We start from the raw sequence: 17,440 nt of genomic DNA, 5'->3' as shown, positions 1-17,440 counted from the left end.
TCCTCCTCGCCGCGCGGGCACGGGGTGCGCGCTGCGGATGACCATGCGTCGATGGTAGTCAAAAGCGTCGGCGCCGCAAAGCGCCGGCGTTCAGAAAAGGCGATCCAGACGCCCGTCAGGCCGCAGCAGTGCGGCGCATGGCGTCTTGCCGGGGCGGATCAGGCGTACCGACTCGGCGTAGCGACTCAGCTGTTCGGCATATTCCTCGGCGAATCCCGCGCCCTCCCCGCTCTTGTAATCCAGTATCCAGATCTCGTCGTCGAACTCGACCAGGCGATCGATGCGGCCAAGGCTGCCGTCAGGCAGCACGAATTCCACTTCGCTGGCCGCCCAGCGATACAGCGCCGGATCGAAGAAGCGGCGCAGCGCAGCGCTCTCGATCATGGCGCGCGCAAGGCGCTCAAGTTCGCTCCAGCGCGCCGCATCGAGCGCTGGCGGGCGCGGCGGCGGCGGTTCGCCGCAGGCCAGCGCTTCCAGCCAGGCATGCAGGCCGGTGCCCCAGATCTGCGCGTCGTTCATCGGCACCACCACGCGGCGCTCGCCCACCGGTGCCAATGGGAGCGCTTCGACAGCTGTCGGCGCCGCGGCAACCGTATCGATGTCGGGGCACGCATCGGCCGTGCCTGCACTCAGGCGCAGCGCACCGTCGTCGGTGCTCTGTACCGACGGGCAAGCGCGCAGCGCAGTCTGCAGACGCGCCAGCCAGCTGTCGTCCGCCACGCCCCGCGCCGGGCTGACGCCGCTGGCAAACAGAAACTGCCGCGCGCGGGTGACCGCGACGTACAGCAGATTGGCGTCCTCGCGCGCCGCGGCGCGCGCTTCAGCGTCGATGAAACGGGCGCGCGCCTGCCCCTGGTTCTCTTTGCGCTGCAGCAGCGACAAGTGTTCAGGCGCCGGCGCACCCGGCGGCCACGCCAGAAGCACACGCGCACCGCTGTCGGCGCGCGGCTTCGCGATGGCGTCGGCCAGCCAGACAATGGGCGCCTCCAGCCCCTTCGCCGCATGCACGGTGAGCACACGCACGCGGCCGCGTGCCGGGTCCTCACCGAGGATGAGCCCCTCGTCCGGCGCCTCGTCGTCCTCGTTGCGCAATCGCGCGAGCTCGTCGAGAAAGCGCGGCATGCTCGGGAAGCGGCCGCTATCGACCTTGAGCGCGAGTTCCATGAAAGCGTCCAGATTCGCCCGCACGCCCGGCCAGGCCATCGGATCAACCACGGCGGCATAGCGTTGCATCAGCTCGCCATGATGGAACACGCGGTCGAGCAGATCGTGCACCGGCAGTTGCACAGCCGCGGCCAGCCAGTCGCTCAGCAGCGACGCCGCACGCGCCAGTCCGGCGTCGTCGCCTCCCCGCGCAGCGCGCAGGGCCGGCCACAGCGCGGGGCCGGCGCTGGTCAGGCGCAGCAGGTGCGCGTCGGACAGCGCGAACAGCGGGCTGCGCAGCACGTGCGCCAGCGCCAGCGCATCGGCCGGCGCGGCGAGGAAGCGCAGCAGTGCCTGCAGATCGGCCGCCTCCAGCGTGTCGAGCAGACGGCCGCGACTGGCGCCGAAGTACGGAATGCCATGTGCGCGCAGCGCCGCCTCGTAGACGGCAAGACCGGTGCGCCGGCGCAGCAGGATCATCATGTCGCCGTAGCGCGCGGGCCGCACCGCGCCAGTGTGCGCATCGCGCACGGCGACCCGCCCGACCATCGCCTGCAAGCGCGCGCACATCGCGTCGGCCTCGCGACGGCGCCGGCTGTCCTCGACCGTCACACGCGGCGTGGTGAGCGGATTGCGCAGACCAGAATCGGAAGACGTCGCTTCGTCCGGCGCATCGACGTCGTGGCCGAAAGCCGGCAGCACCTCGACCGCGCCGGGCAGGCCGAGCTGCGTCGTGCCGTGTGGCGCAAAACCTTCGAACACGTCGAGCGCACCGAACAGCGCATTGACCACCTCGACCACCGCCGAGCTGCTGCGCCGCGTTTCATTGCGCCGGATGTCGATGGCGCCGAAACGCTCGGCGAAAGCCGTGCGCGCGTGCGCAAAGATGCGCGGATCGGCGCGGCGGAAGCGATAGATCGACTGCTTCGGATCGCCCACCACGAACACGCGCGGCTGCACCTGATCCGGCGCGTAGGCGTCGAGCCAGTGCATCAGCACCTGCCACTGCAGCGGATTGGTGTCCTGGAATTCGTCGAGCAGCAGGTGGGTGTAGCGCGCGTCGAGCCGTGCCTGCACGAAGGGGCCAGTCTGCGCGTCGCCGAGCAGGCGCGCCGCGTGCCATTCGAGGTCGCCGAAGTCGAGCACGCCGGCACTGCGTTTGACCTGATCGTAGGCATCGAGCATGGCCGAAGCAACGGTCAGCGCGTGTCGGGTCAGTTCCCAGGCGGCGCGGTCGCTCAGCGCGTGCAGACAGGCCAGCAGCCGCTCGGCGCAGGACTCGAACAACTGCTGCGTGCGCTCGGCCGCGCCGATCCTCTCCATTGACTTGCCCGGCTTGAACGCGATCGGCAGTCCGGCGCGGGTCAGCAGTTCGGCGCACAGCCCGTCGAAGAAGGCCTGGGCGTCGTGCTGGCTGGCGGCCGTCTCCAGCGCCACCGCTTTGCGCTGCTGCGCCTCCGTGCCCTGCCCCAGCAGCTTCGCGAGTTCCAGCACTGCGGCGCGCAGCGCGGCGTCCTGCGCCAGTGCATCGACCGGTGCTTCACGATCGGCGCCGAAGAAAGATTGGAGATGCGCGAACACGCCGTCGAGCCCGTCGTGCGCCGCCAGCCAGGCCTGCCACTCGGCGCGCCGCTCGATCAGCGATTCGGCGAGGCTGCGCGCGCCAGCGAGACCGGCCTGCGCGAGCAGCCAGCGCACCGACTGCGCCAGTTCGCCATCCGGCGCACTGCCGGCACGTCGCATCAGCACACCCCAGGCCTGGTCGCGCAGGCGTGCGGTGCGCTCTGCCAGCTGCAGCCCGCCGAGGCCGGCCGACAGCGGCGCGGCGCCGAGCAGCGATGAAAACCAGCCGTGGAAGGTGTTGATCGTCAGCCCCGGGCGGGCGCCGGCGACGTGTTCGAACAAGCCGCGCGCACGCTCGATCAGCGCCGCGTCGTTGCGCGCGTTGACCCCGCGCTGATCGAGGAAGGCGATCACGCCGGCGTCGTCCGCCACCGCCAGCTCGCCCAGCCAGTGCTGCAGCCGCTCGTCGATCTCGCGCGCCGCCTTGCGCGTGTAGGTGATGGCCAGTATCTCGCCCGGCGCCACGCCGGCCAGCAGCAGGCGGATCAGCCGCGACACCAGGGTCCACGTCTTGCCGCTGCCGGCACAGGCCTCGACGACGACGCTGGCCGATGGATCGAGCGCGCGCAGGCCGTCGTTCATGCGCGCCAGTCCTTGCGGCACAGACCGCGCATGTCGCAGTAGGCGCAAGCGCGGTCGTCACCATGCGCAGGCAGCGCAGCACCTGCACGCAGCGCCGGGAACAGCGTTCCGATCAGTCCCTGCAGCGCTTCGGCCGCCGCGTGCGGCTCGGCCTGCGGATGCGGCACCGGTGCCGGCTCGTCGAGCGCCAGATAGGCGGCTTCGCTGACCGTGTCGCCTTCAAGCAGCGTGTAGAAGGCGAGCTGCAGGTCTTCACCGCCCTGCAGGCTCTTCTTCACGGCTTCGCTGCTACGCAGCTTGTAGTCGAGCAACGACACGCCCGCCGCACCGCGGTCGATGCGGTCGATGCGGCCTTCGAGTGACAGCGCACTGCCGTCCGGCAAGTCGAGCGGTCGCGCGCGCGACTGCTCGCCGCTGTCGAACACCCAGCCCTCAGCCTCGCGCGCGCAGGCCCAGGCAACGTAGGCGTCGGCGCGGTCGTGCAGGCGATCGGCCCAGACGTGCTCCTGGAAGTTGCGGCCGATCGCGCCATCGAAGGCGGCGGCGATGCGCGCGCGCATGTCGCCTGCCAGCGCCTGCGGCGTTTCGCTGTCGAGGCGCGGATGGGCAATATGGAAATCGTGCAGCAGCGCATGCACCAGTTCGCCCACGCTGCCCTTGCCCATCGTTTCCTCGACCTCGTCGCCCTCGCCCAGACCAAGCACGCGGCGCGCGTAGTAGCGGTAGGGGCAGGCCATCAGATCGGCCATCGCGCTGGCGGTGAGCCGCTGCGGCACCCGTCCGGCGTCGAGCACCGGTGCGCTGGTCTGGCGCGGCAGCGCGGCCGGTTCGGGATCGGGCTGTGCCGGCGCGGCGCTGACCGCACTCGGCAGCCCGGCGCGCACGAACATCAGGTCGAGCAGCTGCAGATCGGCACCGGGCAGATTGGCTTCGCCATTGCGCTGGGCCTGCCAGCTGAACACGATTTCTTCACTGTTCAGGATCAGCCCGGCGACGTCCTCGCGCAGCTGGCGTGCCGCCTGCTGCGTATCGGCCAGCCCCAGTTCGCGTCGCAGCCCCTCGTGACCGAGTACGCCGCGCAATTGCGGCGGCGCCAGATGTTCGCCGTCGGCGCCGATCACGTACACGGCGTCGAACACGCGAAGTCGGGTCGCCGCAAGATGGGTCAGCACGACCGGACTGTCGATCGCGGTGTCGCGGAACAGCGCCCGTTCGAACTCGCCGTTGAGCCACTGACGCCAGTCGGCAAAGGTCAGCGCCAGGGATACGCCACTACTGTCGGCGCGCAGCTGTTCGAGCAGTGCGATCACCTGTGCGCCGGCCGCGTCCTGCAGCAAGGCCGTGCGCGCCTGCAGCGCGTCGAGCGCGGCCAGCAGCCGTTCGATCCAGAAGGCAGCGGGCGCGGCCTGGGTCGGCATCAGGTTCGCCGCCTGCGCAAACGGAACCATCAGCGCCGCACCGGCCCGCCCTGCCAGTTCGCGCGCCGCATCGGCGAGCAAGGCCTGCAGCCCGTCAACATGATTGCGGCGCACCACCCAGTGATCGACCTCGGCGATCGCCCGCGCGTGCGTGTCGGCATCCATGCCGCCCGCGACATAGGGCGACCGGACCAGATCGAGCAGATCGCGGTGATAGCCGTCGGACGCCAGACACTGCAGAAAGGCATCGACCGTCGCAGCGGCGCGCGTGGTGGACAGCTTCCAGCCGGTTTCGTCGGCCAGCAGTACCTGCCTGCGTTCGAGCAGGGCGCGGGTACGGCGAGCGGCTTCGCGGTCGCTGGCGACCAGGGCGATGCGGCGGCGCCCCTCCGCCAGCCAGCGCGCAATGCATGTGGCGGCGTGCTGCGCTTCCTGTTCGAGCGATTGCGCACTGACCAGCCGCACGCGGTCGCGCAGGCGCTGCGCCGCGTCCGCCGGCACGCGGCGCGACCACAGCGTGCGCGCGTCGTCGGCGGCGACTGGCCAGGCGGCATCGAGCGCGCGCGAAAGCGCGTCTTCATCCGCCGCACGCCGTACGCCGATGTGCAGCACCGGAACGCGTCGCGCGAACGCAGCCAGCCAGTCCGGAGCGCGATCAAGCGTGTCGGCCAGCAGCACTACGGGCCGCCGCGCAGACGCGGCTGCGCGGTAAAGCGCCTGCGTCGTCGCCCGGGCGTGACCGGGCGTGCCGGTGCTGTCGGCCAGCCACACCGCGTGAACAAGCCGCGCCTCCAGCGACAGCGCCGCGCTGTCGTGCAGCGCGTGCGCCCGGGCGAATGCGCCCTCCAGCGCGGCCTCGTCCGGCACCGGCACATCGGCCAGCGTGTCGGCGAGATCCATCAGCTCGCGTGCGACCGCCCACAGGTCGGCGTCACCCAGCCAGCCGACCCGGCGCAACTGGGCGACCAGCCCGAGCAGTCGCCGCGAATCGGGATCGGTCGCCGCATCGCCCCGCCAGCGCGCGGCCAGCAGTTGCGGCGTAAGCACGCGCGGCATGAACAGCGCACGGTCGGCCGCGGCCGACAGCGCACTGCGCAGCGCCGGTGCCAGCGTGATGGTCGGCAGGATGAGGTCGCAGTCGGCGAGCGCGTCGCCGTGGCGATCGAGGAGGATGCGTGCCACCCGGCCGAACAGGTCCGGACCGGGGGGCAGCGTGACGGAGTCGAAACCCGCTCCGCTCATGCGTCAGCGCGGGCGAACAAGGGAAACGGGGAGCGCGCTCAGCGCTCGAGCATGCCGAGCTTGTCCTTCACCTTGGCCCAGTCGTCGGCGTCGGGCAGCGCGTCCTTGCGCTCGATGATGGCCGGCCATTCCTTGGCCAGTTCGGCATTCAGTTCGATGAACTGCACCTGGTCCGCCGGCACGTCGTCCTCGGCGAAAATGGCTTCGGCCGGACATTCGGCGACGCACAGCGTGCAGTCGATGCACTCGTCCGGATCGATCACCAGGAAGTTCGGGCCTTCGCGGAAGCAATCGACCGGGCACACGTTGACGCAGTCGGTGTATTTGCACTTGATACAGGATTCGGTGACGACGTAGGTCATGATTTCTCCGTTGGGCGGGGGCTCTGCACTCGCAGGCAGGCCATGCATGGGCTGAAAAAGGCTGAATTCACGAGGGGCTTCGGCGCGCGGGGGCAGCCTGCAGACTGCGAAACACAGGCGCGCCGCACCTCTTCCGGACGCGGGAGTTTAGCACCGGGGCGGGGCGGCACCTCGCCCACGCTGTCGTGCCGCTGCGACATGTCGCCATGACTTTTTGTATTTCCTTGCCATCTGCCTCTGCACGCCCGACTGTTTTTTGTATTAGCATCTTGCAAACAGTGCAGAAACCCTGAACTCCGACGCAGGGGACGCCGATACCGTGATCACCCCGGCGGCCGGGTTTCAGCAAGCCCCGAACCGGGCCGCTCCGTGAGTGGCCGGAAAACCCAGTCCAGCGACCCGACACTCACCTTTCGGCACGCAACATCCATCCAGTCCTGCAGGCGTCCCGAACCGTGGCGTCCAGCACGAGGCATCCGGTTCTTCCCGATACACCCCCGAAGACCTTCCGATTCACCGAATCCACTTTCCCAGTCAAGCACCGCGAGGAAACAATGAGCGAACACATCCACCACGTCACCGACGCCAGTTTCGAAGCCGAGGTCATCAAGGCCGACCTGCCGGTTCTGGTCGATTACTGGGCCGAGTGGTGCGGTCCGTGCAAGATGATCGCTCCCATCCTCGACGAGGTCGCGCGTGACTACGCCGGCAAGCTGCGCGTGGCCAAGGTCAATATCGACGAGAACCAGGAAACGCCTGCGCGCTTCGGTATCCGCGGCATTCCGACGCTGATGCTGTTCAAGGACGGCAATGTCGAGGCGACCAAGGTCGGCGCCCTGTCGAAGTCCCAACTGACCGCCTTCCTGGACAGCCACCTGTAACACCTACCCCGCGGCGGGCGCGAATCCGCGCCCAGCCCGCCGGAGCGGAGGACCGCTCCATCTCCCCACCCCGCCTGTCGCACATCTTCACCATGCACCTTTCCGAACTGAAAGCACTCCACGTCAGCCAGCTGCTCGAAATGGCCCAGTCCTTCGAGATCGAAGGCGCCAACCGGCTGCGCAAGCAGGAACTCGTGTTCGCCATCCTGCGCAACCGGGCGAAGAAGGGCGAGAGCATTTTCGGAGACGGTGCGCTGGAAGTGCTGCCCGACGGCTTCGGTTTCCTGCGTTCGCCGGAAGCGAGCTATCTGGCGGGAACCGACGACATCTACGTGTCGCCGAGCCAGATCCGCCGCTTCAACCTGCATACCGGCGACACCATCGAAGGCGAGATCCGCACGCCCAAGGACGGTGAGCGCTACTTTGCGCTGGTCAAGGTCGATCGCATCAACAGCGAGCCGCCGGAGGCGACCAAGCACAAGATTCTGTTCGAGAACCTGACGCCGCTGCATCCGACCGAGCCGCTGAAGCTTGAACGCGACATGCGTGGCGAAGAGAACACGACCTCGCGTGTGATCGACATGATCGCGCCGATCGGCAAGGGCCAGCGCGCGCTGCTGGTGGCGCCGCCGAAGACCGGCAAGACGGTGATGATGCAGCACATCGCGCACGCGATCACCGTGAATCACCCGGAAGCACTACTCATCGTGCTGCTGATCGACGAGCGCCCGGAAGAAGTGACCGAGATGCAGCGTTCGGTGAAGGGCGAAGTGGTTGCCTCGACCTTCGACGAACCGGCCACCCGCCACGTGCAGGTCGCCGAGATGGTGATCGAGAAGGCCAAACGTCTGGTCGAGCACAAGAAGGACGTGATCATCCTGCTCGACTCGATCACCCGCCTCGCCCGCGCCTACAACACGGTGCAGCCGGCCTCCGGCAAGGTACTGACCGGCGGTGTGGACGCCAACGCGCTGCAGAAGCCGAAGCGCTTCTTCGGCGCTGCGCGCAACGTCGAAGAAGGCGGCAGCCTGACCATCATCGCCACCGCGCTGATCGAAACCGGCAGCCGCATGGACGACGTGATCTACGAAGAATTCAAGGGCACCGGCAATATGGAAATCCATCTTGACCGGCGCATGGCGGAAAAGCGGGTCTATCCGGCGATCAACGTGAACCGCTCGGGTACGCGCCGCGAAGAGCTGCTGCTGAAGCCGGAAATCCTGCAGAAGATCTGGATACTGCGCAAACTGCTGTACAACATGGACGATCTGGAAGCGATCGAATTCCTGCTCGACAAGATCAAGGCCACCAAGAGCAACGGGGAGTTCTTCGACGCGATGCGTCGCGGTTGATCACCCGGGCCGCCTTGAGAGAAAAACGCCGCTTGATGCGGCGTTTTTCATTTCCACCTCCAGCGGTGCTCAGGCGCGCAGCGCCTCGACCACCGACAGCACCTCGCCGGGCGAATTGAGCGCATAGCCGGGGAGCGTAGACACCGCGCTCGCAAAGTCAGGCGACTTCAGCGCATCGAGCATGCGCTGCATCGACGGCAGCTCCAGCGTCTCCAGCCGGCAGGCGAGGAAGTAATGTTCTTCGGCGATCGGCACGAAATCAAGCTTGAACTGGCTGGCGGCGGCCTCGACGCCGAAGCCGGTGTCAGCCATGCCGCTGGCAATGTGCGCCGCCACCGCCGCGTGCGTGAATTCGACCGTTTCATAGCCGCTGATGTCGTCCGCGTCGATGGTCTGCTCCGCCAGCAGCAGGTCGAGCAGCACGCGCGTGCCGGCGCTGGCCTGCCGGTTGATGAAGCGCACGTCGGGGCGCACCAGATCCTGCAGCGAGCGGATGTTGAGCGGATTGCCGGCGGCGACGAACAGGCCCTGCGTGCGCGTGACCAGACGGATCACGCGGTGCGCACGCGGCTTCAGGTAACGGCTCAGTCGCGCCGCCAGTTCCGGCGTGACGCGTCCGCTCGGCAGATGGAAGCCGCAGATGTCGCAGCTGCCGCGAGACATCGAACCCAGCGCGTCGATTGACCCGAGGTATTGCAGTTCCAGCCGCACGCCGGCCACCCGCTCCATCAGCTCCGGCATCAGCGCGATCGCATAACCGTGGCTCGCATGCAGCCGCAGCACCGGATGCGTGTCCATCAGTGCCGCGTTGATCTCGCGGTCGATCTCCACCGACAGGTTCTCCAGTTGCGGCGTCAGCCGCGCCTGTATGCGCTGCGCCGCCCAGGTCAGCTTCTCGCCCAGCGGCGTCAGCTCCGCACCCTTGCCCTGTGACAGCTCGACCAGTGGCGTGCCGAAAAAGGCCGACCAGGTGCGGATCAGGTTCCAGCAATGGCGGTAGGAAAAATCGACCTCGCGCGCCGCCTCGGTCAGTTTTCCACTGCGTTGCACGGCGGCCAGCACCCGGAAAAGCAGCGGATCGATCTCCCGTCCTTCGGCATTGCGGAAGCGCCACGCCGGTTCGATCTGGATGCGCATGTTAGGCATTTGTTTTCATATCGTTAAAAGCAAAGTCGGCTGCTAACCTGCATTGCGAAGCCATTATTGGACCTTGATGATGGCTGATTAGCAATTATGAACAAGAGTTCCAATTAGGAATTCAGCAGGAGACAGAGAGCCATGTCATCGCACCACCCCACCCCCGGTGTTGACGGGCGGCAGCTGCAGTCGCTGGTCAACCGGCACGCCGATCTGCCCGGCGCGCTGCTGCCGATGCTGCACGCCATCCAGGACGAGTTCGGCCACGTGCCGGAACAGGCCGTGCCGGTCATCGCCAAGGGACTGAACCTGTCGCGCGCCGAAGTGCACGGCGTGATCACCTTCTATCACCACTTCCGCAGCCACGCGCCCGGCCGCCACGTGGTGCAGGTCTGCCGGGCGGAGGCCTGTCAGGCCGTCGGTGCCGTTGCGCTCGAAGCGCACGCGAAGAAATGTCTCGGCATCGACTTCCACGAAACAACCGCAGACGGTGCAGTGACGCTGGAGGCGGTGTACTGCCTCGGCAACTGCGCCGTTGGTCCGTCGCTGCGGATCGATGACGACATCGTCGGCCGCGTCACGCCGGAACGCTTCGACGAAATCGTGGCCGAGCTGCGCGCGGAGGTGACGGCATGAGCACGCGCATCTACGTTCCCATCGATTCGACCGCGCTGTCGCTCGGCGCGGACAAGGTGGCAAAGGCGATCGCCGCCGAAGCGGCGAAGCGCGGCATCGCGATCGAGCTGGTGCGCAATGGCTCGCGCGGCGCCTTCTTCCTCGAACCCATGGTGGAAGTGCAGACGCCGACCGGCCGCATGGCCTACGGTCCGGTGCAGCCGAAGGATGTCGCTGCGCTGTTCGACGCCGGCTTCGTGACCGGCGGCCAGCACCTGCTTTCGCTCGGCCCGACCGACGACATTCCTTATCTGAAGAATCAGGAACGCTTGACCAGCGCGCGCATCGGCATCACCGACCCGCTGAGCCTGGATGACTACGTTGACCACGGCGGCTTCGTCGGCCTCGACAACGCGCTGGCGATGAGCGGTGCCGACGTGGTGAAGGAAGTGACCGACTCCGGCCTGCGCGGCCGCGGCGGCGCCGCCTTCCCGACCGGCATCAAGTGGAACACCGTGCTCGGCGCCTCCGCCGACCAGAAGTACATCGTCTGCAATGCCGACGAGGGCGACTCCGGCACCTTCTCCGATCGCATGATCATGGAGGGCGACCCGTACTGCCTGATCGAAGGCATGACCATCGCCGGCATCGCGGTCGGCGCGACCCAGGGCTATATCTACCTGCGCTCGGAATACCCGCACGCCTTCGCCACGCTGAAAGAGGCGATCCGTCGAGCGCGCGCCGCCGGCTGGCTGGGCCAGGACGTGCGCAATTCGGGCAAGGCGTTCGAACTGGACGTGCGCCTGGGCGCCGGCGCCTACATCTGTGGCGAAGAGACCTCGCTGCTGGAGAGCCTTGAAGGCAAGCGCGGCATCGTGCGCTTCAAGCCGCCGCTGCCGGCGCTGCAGGGCCTGTTCGGCAAGCCAACCGTCATCAACAACGTGATTTCGCTGGCGTCGGTGCCCATCATCCTGGCCAAGGGTGGCGCGCACTACCGCGACTTCGGCATGGGTCGCTCGCGCGGCACCCTGCCCTTCCAGCTGGCCGGCAATATCAAGCGTGGCGGGCTGGTCGAGAAGGCCTTCGGCCTGACCATGAACGAACTGATCCATGACTTCGGCGGCGGCACGCTGTCCGGTCGTCCGGTGCGCGCAGTGCAGGTCGGTGGTCCGCTCGGCGCCTACGTGCCGGCGTCGCAGTTCGACCTGCCGCTCGACTACGAGGAGTACGCGAAGAACGGCGCGATGATCGGCCACGGCGGCATCGTCGTGTTCGACGACACGGTCAACATGGCCCACATGGCGCGCTACGCGATGGAGTTCTGCGCCATCGAATCCTGCGGCAAATGCACGCCCTGTCGCATCGGCTCGACGCGCGGCGTCGAGGTGATCGACCGCATCGTCGCCAACGAACAGCGCGGCAAGAACATCGCGCTGCTGCAGTCGCTGTGCGACACCATGCTCAACGGCTCGCTGTGCGCGCTCGGCGGCATGGCGCCCTACCCGGTGCTGTCGGCACTGAACCATTTCCCCGAAGACTTCGGCGTCAACAAGACCGAAGCGGCTTGAGCACGCGAGAATCCAGGAGAACAGCCATGTCATTACCCAGAGAAACCGATTACGGCACGCCCGCGCGCGAGTCGGAAAAGGAAGTCACGCTGTCGATCGACGGCATCGAAGTCACGGTGCCGGCCGGCACCTCGGTCATGCGCGCCGCGCAGGAATGCGGCAACAGCATTCCGAAGCTGTGCGCGACCGACAGCCTGGAGCCCTTCGGCTCCTGTCGCCTGTGCCTGGTCGAGATCGAAGGTCGCCGCGGCTACCCGGCATCCTGCACGACGATCGCCGAAGCCGGCATGCAGGTGCGCACCCAGACGCCCAAGCTGGCGGACATCCGCCGCGGCGTGATGGAGCTCTACATTTCCGACCACCCGCTGGACTGCCTGACCTGCTCGGCCAACGGCAACTGCGAACTGCAGGACATGACCGGCGTGGTCGGCCTGCGCGAAGTGCGTTATGGCATGAAGGGCAAGAACCACTTCGACCTGCTGTCGGCACTGACGAAGGAGAAGGACGAATCCAATCCCTACTTCAGCTACGACCCGTCCAAGTGCATCGTCTGCAACCGCTGCGTGCGTGCCTGCGAAGAAACGCAGGGCACGTTCGCGCTCACCATTTCCGGCCGCGGCTTTGATTCGCGCGTCAGCCCGGGCGAAAGCCAGCCCTTCATGGAATCGGAGTGCGTGTCCTGCGGCGCCTGCGTGCAGGCCTGCCCGACCGCGACGCTGATGGAGAAGGGCGTGATCGAGCACGGTCAGGCCGAAAAGAAGGTCACCACCACCTGCGCCTACTGCGGCGTCGGCTGCTCCTTCGACGCCGAGGTGAAGGGCACGACCGTGGTACGCATGGTGCCGAGCAAGGACGGCGGCGCCAATCACGGCCACTCCTGCGTCAAGGGCCGCTTCGCCTTCGGCTACGCCACGCACGCCGACCGCATCACCACGCCGATGATCCGCAAGAGCATCGAGGACGCCTGGCAGCCGGTCAGCTGGGACGAGGCGATCAACTACGCCGCCTCCGAATTCAAGCGCATCCAGGCCAAACACGGCCGTGACTCGGTCGGCGGCATCACGTCCAGCCGCTGCACCAACGAAGAAACCTATCTGGTGCAGAAGCTGGTTCGCGCAGCCTTCGGCAACAACAACGTCAACACCTGCGCACGGGTGTGCCACTCGCCCACCGGCTACGGCCTGAAGCAGACGCTGGGCGAATCGGCCGGCACCCAGACCTTCGATTCGGTGATGAAGGCCGACGTCATCATGGTGATGGGCGCCAACCCGACCGACGGCCACCCGGTGTTCGGTTCGCAGATGAAGCGCCGCCTGCGCGAAGGCGCCAAGCTCATCGTGGTCAACCCGCGCAGCATCGACCTCGTGCGCTCGCCGCACATCCAGGCGGAACAGCACCTGAAACTGAAGCCCGGCAGCAACGTCGCGCTGATCACCTCGATGGCGCACGTGGTGGTGACCGAGGACCTGGTCAAGGAAGACTTCGTCCGCGAGCGCTGCGAATGGCATTCGTTCGAACAGTGGCGCGACTTCGTCGCGAAGCCGGAGAACTCGCCGGAAGCGATGGAACAGCACACCGGCGTACCGGCGGCCGACGTGCGCGCCGCCGCCCGCCTGTTCGCCACCGGCGGCAACGCGGCGATCTACTACGGCCTCGGCGTGACCGAGCACAGCCAGGGCTCGACCACCGTCATCGGCATCGCCAACCTGGCGATGGCCACCGGCAACATCGGCCGCGAAGGCGTGGGCGTGAATCCGCTGCGCGGCCAGAACAACGTGCAGGGCTCCTGCGACATGGGCAGCTTCCCGCACGAACTGCCGGGCTACCGCCACGTGTCCGACGCCGCCACGCGCATGCTGTTCAAGGATGCCTGGGGCGTCGAGCCGCAGCCGGAACCGGGCCTGCGCATCCCGAACATGTTCGAAGCGGCGATGGACGGCACCTTCCTCGGTCTCTACTGCGAGGGCGAGGACATCGTGCAGTCCGACCCGAACACGCAGCATGTCGAAGCGGCGCTGCGCGCGATGGAATGCGTGGTGGTGCAGGACCTGTTCCTGAATGAAACCGCGAAGTTCGCGCACGTGTTCCTGCCCGGTTCCAGCTTCCTCGAAAAGGACGGCACCTTCACCAACGCCGAGCGCCGCATCTCGCGCGTACGCAAGGTGATGCCGCCGCTGGCCGGCAAGGAGGACTGGGAAGTCACCTGCATGCTGTCGAACGCCCTTGGCTATCCGATGAACTACAGCCACCCGTCGGAAATCATGGACGAGATCGCGCGGCTGACGCCCACCTTCCACGGCGTCAGCTACGCGCGGCTGGACGAACTGGGCAGCATCCAGTGGCCGTGCAACGAACAGGCGCCGGAAGGCACTCCCATCATGCACATCGACCAGTTCGTCCGCGGCAAGGGACGTTTCATGCTGACCGAGTACGTGCCGACCGAGGAACGTACGTCGAAGCGCTTCCCGCTGATCCTGACCACCGGCCGGATACTTTCCCAGTACAACGTCGGCGCGCAGACGCGGCGCACCGCGAACTCGATGTGGCACGACGAGGACCGGCTCGAGATCCACCCCGCCGACGCCGAAACGCGCGGCATCAATGAGGGCGACTGGGTGGGCATCACCTCGCGCGCCGGCGAGACGGTACTGCGCGCACGGGTGTCCGAGCGCATGCAGCCGGGCGTCGTATACACCACCTTCCACTTCCCGGAGTCGGGCGCCAACGTCATCACCACCGACAACTCCGACTGGGCCACCAACTGCCCCGAGTACAAGGTGACCGCGGTCGAGGTGACACGCGTGACCCAGCCGTCGGAATGGCAGCAGCGCTATCGCGACTTCTCGCAGCAGCAGATCGACCTGCTGCCGAAGAAGCGCGAGAAGGTCTGAGGCATGGGCGCCGTACAGGCACTCGACGTGGGTGGGCCGCTGCTTGCATGCGACGAGGCGGGCGACGCGGGTGAGACCGTGTTGCACCCCGCCCAGCGTTTGCGCAGCGCCGTGCGTGTCAGCGGCGGTGTGCGCACGGCCAGCGTCGAATGCGTGGCCGAAGAAGTGCCGGTGGCCATGGTGTACAACGGCATTTCGCACGCCGTGATGCTGGCCACGCCGGCCGATCTGGAGGACTTCGGCACCGGCTTCAGCCTGGCTGAAGGCATCGTCGCACGCGCCTCCGAGATCCACGATGTCAACACGGCGCACCACGCCGACGGCATCGAGGTGCGGATGGAAGTGTCCAACCGCGCCTTCGAAGCGCTGAAGGCGCGTCGCCGTTCTCTGGCCGGGCGCACAGGCTGCGGACTGTGCGGCGTGGACAGTCTCGGCCAGGTATCGCGCGAGGTGAAGCCGGTGACCGCGCGGCCCTGGGTCGATGAAGCGGCCATCCACCGCGCCTTCGTCGCGCTCGGCGAAGGTCAGGCGCTGCATGCGCTGACCGGCTCGGTGCACGCCGCCGCCTGGGCACACGCCGACGGCACGCTGTTCGCCGTACGCGAAGACGTCGGCCGCCACAACGCGCTGGACAAGCTGATCGGCGCCGTCGCGCTGGCCGGCGTGGACACCGCGCAGGGCTTCGCGGTCGTCACCAGCCGCGCCAGTTACGAAATGGTGCTCAAGCTCGCCAGCGTCGGCGGCGGCCTGCTGGCGGCGATTTCGGCGCCGACCGGGCTGGCCATCGATCTCGCGCAGCGCAGCGGCGTCACGCTGTGCGGCTTCGTCCGCGACGGCCGCATGGCGATCTATACCGAACCGAAGAATCGAACGGAATAAGCAATGGACATCCACAATCTCGTCAAGATGGCCAACCAGATCGGCCAGTTCTTCCACAGCTACCCCGACCACGACGAAGCGATGCGCGAAGTCGCCGCCCACATCCGTCGCTTCTGGGAACCGCGCATGCGCCGTGCGATCATCGACCACATGAACCGCGGCGGCGACACCGGTCTGCTGCCGCTGGTCACCGAAGCGCTGCAGCACATGCAGGAGCAGGAAACCTCCACCACCTGAAAGGACACCTCACCGATGAGTTCACTGACGACGCTGCGCGACCTGATGGGCCTCGGCCACGAGCCGGGCCGGCTTGCCGATGCAGCACTGGTGATGATCGATTGCCAGAACACCTACCGTGAAGGCGTCATGCAGCTCAGCGGCGTCGAAGCGGCGCTGCTCGAAGCGCGCCGTGTGCTCGACTGCGCGCGCGAACTCGGCCGCCCGGTCATCCACATCAAGCACGACGCCGGTCCGGGCACGCCCTACGACGTCAATGCGACGATCGGCCGCATCGCCGACATCGTCGCGCCGCTGGCTGGCGAAACGGTGATCACCAAGCACTACCCGAACAGCTTCGTACAGACCTCGCTCGACGAGGAGCTGAAGAAGCTGGGCGTGAAGCAGCTCGTGCTGGCCGGTTTCATGACGCATATGTGCGTGAACTCGACTGCGCGCGGCGCCTTCAACCTCGGCTACGCGCCCACCGTGGTCGCGGCCGCCACCGCGACGCGCGACCTGCCGCTGCCCGACGGTGGCACCGTGCGCGCAGATGCCGTACAGGCCGCCAGCATCGCGACGATGCGCGACCTGTTTGCAGCGATCGCGCCGACCGCCGACGCGCTGGTGCGCTGAACATCGAGGGAGCACGAGAAAGAGCCGGCAGCCGCCGGCTTTTTTTCGTCCATCGCCGCAGCACACGCAGTTTTTCGTCGTAGGATTATCCTGTATTCCCCTTTATACAGGAAAGACCATGAAACTCGCGCGCCTGCTGCCCATCCGCCTGCTGTCGGCACTTGCACTGAGCCTCGTCGCCAGCGTCGTCCACGCGGACACCCTCGTCGTATTCGCAGCGGCCAGTCTGACCAATGCGTTGCAGGACATCGGCAAGACCTTTGAAGCGCGCTCCGGCCACACAGTCAAGTTCTCGTTCGCCGCCTCGTCGGCGCTGGCACGTCAGATCGAAGCCGGCGCCCAGGCACAGGTTTTCCTGTCGGCCGACGAGCAATGGATGGACTACCTCGCCGAGCGCAAGCTGCTCGCCGCCGGCACGCGTACCGACCTGCTCGGCAACAGCCTGGTGCTGGTGACGCCGGCCGACAGCAAGGCGTCGGTCACGCTGAAACCTGGCTTCGATCTCGCCGCGCTGCTTGGCGATGGTCGTCTGGCCACCGGCGATCCGGCCCACGTGCCGGTCGGCAAGTACGCGAAGGACGCACTGACCCGGCTCGGTGCATGGCAGGTCGCTGAACCGAAACTGGTGCGCGCGGATTCGGTACGCGCGGCGCTGGTGCTGGTCGAACGCGGCGAAGTGCCGGCCGGCATCGTCTATGCGACGGATGCGGCCGTATCGCCCAAGGTGCGCGTCGCCGGTGTGTTTCCCGCTGACACACACGCGCCGATCACCTATCCTGCTGCCATCGTCGCCGGACAGGACACGGCCCCCGCGCGCGCCTTCATGCAGTGGCTGCGTGGCACGGAATCGGTGGCGGTATTCACCCGATATGGCTTCAGCCTCAAATAAGGATAG

General features: G+C 67.3%; 13 protein-coding genes. 9 read left to right on the top strand and 4 right to left on the bottom strand.

Annotation, left to right across the window (positions count from 1 at the left end; translation table 11 throughout):
* Positions 1-90: 90 nt before the first annotated feature.
* From ACQ66H_RS04955 to fdxA, 3 genes are read right to left on the bottom strand one after another with little or no spacing between them, the layout of a single operon-like run.
* Positions 91-3,348, bottom strand: a complete 3,258-nt coding sequence (locus tag ACQ66H_RS04955; protein ID WP_430433059.1) for a UvrD-helicase domain-containing protein — start codon at positions 3,346-3,348, stop codon at positions 91-93.
* Positions 3,345-6,008 (bottom strand): PD-(D/E)XK nuclease family protein, encoded by a 2,664-nt coding sequence (locus ACQ66H_RS04950; RefSeq protein WP_430433058.1) that lies wholly within the window; start codon positions 6,006-6,008, stop codon positions 3,345-3,347. The genes ACQ66H_RS04955 and ACQ66H_RS04950 overlap by 4 nt, the downstream gene beginning before the upstream one ends.
* Before the next feature lie 38 nt (positions 6,009-6,046).
* Complete coding sequence (fdxA, locus tag ACQ66H_RS04945; protein ID WP_430433057.1) at positions 6,047-6,370, bottom strand: ferredoxin FdxA; 324 nt, start codon at positions 6,368-6,370, stop codon at positions 6,047-6,049.
* Between the two features lie 554 nt (positions 6,371-6,924).
* On the opposite strand from fdxA, the gene trxA reads away from it, so the two are divergent.
* Together trxA and rho are read left to right on the top strand one after the other, a co-directional pair.
* Entirely contained in the window at positions 6,925-7,251 is a 327-nt protein-coding gene (gene trxA, locus ACQ66H_RS04940) for a thioredoxin TrxA (protein ID WP_008062188.1), read from the top strand.
* Between the two features lie 92 nt (positions 7,252-7,343).
* Positions 7,344-8,603, top strand: a complete 1,260-nt coding sequence (gene rho, locus ACQ66H_RS04935) for a transcription termination factor Rho (protein ID WP_019919371.1) — start codon at positions 7,344-7,346, stop codon at positions 8,601-8,603.
* Between the two features lie 69 nt (positions 8,604-8,672).
* On the opposite strand, the gene ACQ66H_RS04930 is transcribed toward rho, so the two are convergent.
* Entirely contained in the window at positions 8,673-9,749 is a 1,077-nt protein-coding gene (locus ACQ66H_RS04930) for a substrate-binding domain-containing protein (RefSeq protein ID WP_430433056.1), read from the bottom strand.
* A 132-nt stretch (positions 9,750-9,881) separates the two neighbouring features.
* Between ACQ66H_RS04930 and ACQ66H_RS04925 the strand changes: the two genes are divergently transcribed.
* The 7 genes from ACQ66H_RS04925 to modA all read left to right on the top strand — a co-directional run bounded on the left by ACQ66H_RS04925 (position 9,882) and on the right by modA (position 17,434).
* The gene (locus ACQ66H_RS04925) at positions 9,882-10,376 is read left to right on the top strand and encodes a formate dehydrogenase subunit gamma (protein WP_430433055.1); all 495 of its coding nucleotides are present in this window, start codon (positions 9,882-9,884) and stop codon (positions 10,374-10,376) included.
* Positions 10,373-11,923, top strand: coding sequence for a formate dehydrogenase beta subunit (locus ACQ66H_RS04920; protein WP_430433054.1), 1,551 nt, complete (start codon positions 10,373-10,375; stop codon positions 11,921-11,923). The genes ACQ66H_RS04925 and ACQ66H_RS04920 overlap by 4 nt, the downstream gene beginning before the upstream one ends.
* A gap of 26 nt (positions 11,924-11,949) precedes the next feature.
* Positions 11,950-14,814 carry a formate dehydrogenase subunit alpha gene (fdhF, locus tag ACQ66H_RS04915; RefSeq protein ID WP_430433053.1) on the top strand — a complete coding sequence of 955 codons (2,865 nt, stop codon included), beginning with the start codon at positions 11,950-11,952 and terminating at the stop codon, positions 14,812-14,814.
* A 27-nt stretch (positions 14,815-14,841) separates the two neighbouring features.
* Positions 14,842-15,693 carry a formate dehydrogenase accessory sulfurtransferase FdhD gene (gene fdhD, locus ACQ66H_RS04910; protein WP_430435592.1) on the top strand — a complete coding sequence of 284 codons (852 nt, stop codon included), beginning with the start codon at positions 14,842-14,844 and terminating at the stop codon, positions 15,691-15,693.
* 3 nt (positions 15,694-15,696) lie between these two features.
* Positions 15,697-15,930 carry a formate dehydrogenase subunit delta gene (locus ACQ66H_RS04905; protein ID WP_430433052.1) on the top strand — a complete coding sequence of 78 codons (234 nt, stop codon included), beginning with the start codon at positions 15,697-15,699 and terminating at the stop codon, positions 15,928-15,930.
* 15 nt (positions 15,931-15,945) lie between these two features.
* Positions 15,946-16,545 (top strand): cysteine hydrolase family protein, encoded by a 600-nt coding sequence (locus ACQ66H_RS04900; RefSeq protein WP_430433051.1) that lies wholly within the window; start codon positions 15,946-15,948, stop codon positions 16,543-16,545.
* A gap of 118 nt (positions 16,546-16,663) precedes the next feature.
* On the top strand, positions 16,664-17,434 hold the full coding sequence (gene modA / locus ACQ66H_RS04895; protein ID WP_430433050.1) for a molybdate ABC transporter substrate-binding protein: 771 nt from the start codon (positions 16,664-16,666) through the stop codon (positions 17,432-17,434).
* Positions 17,435-17,440 lie beyond the last annotated feature (6 nt).

Origin of the sequence: Methyloversatilis sp., from assembly GCF_965284615.1 — a bacterium.
GTDB lineage: Bacteria > Pseudomonadota > Gammaproteobacteria > Burkholderiales > Rhodocyclaceae > Methyloversatilis.
Note: the sequence above shows the minus strand (reverse complement) of the source record. Positions and strands in the feature narration are given on the sequence as shown.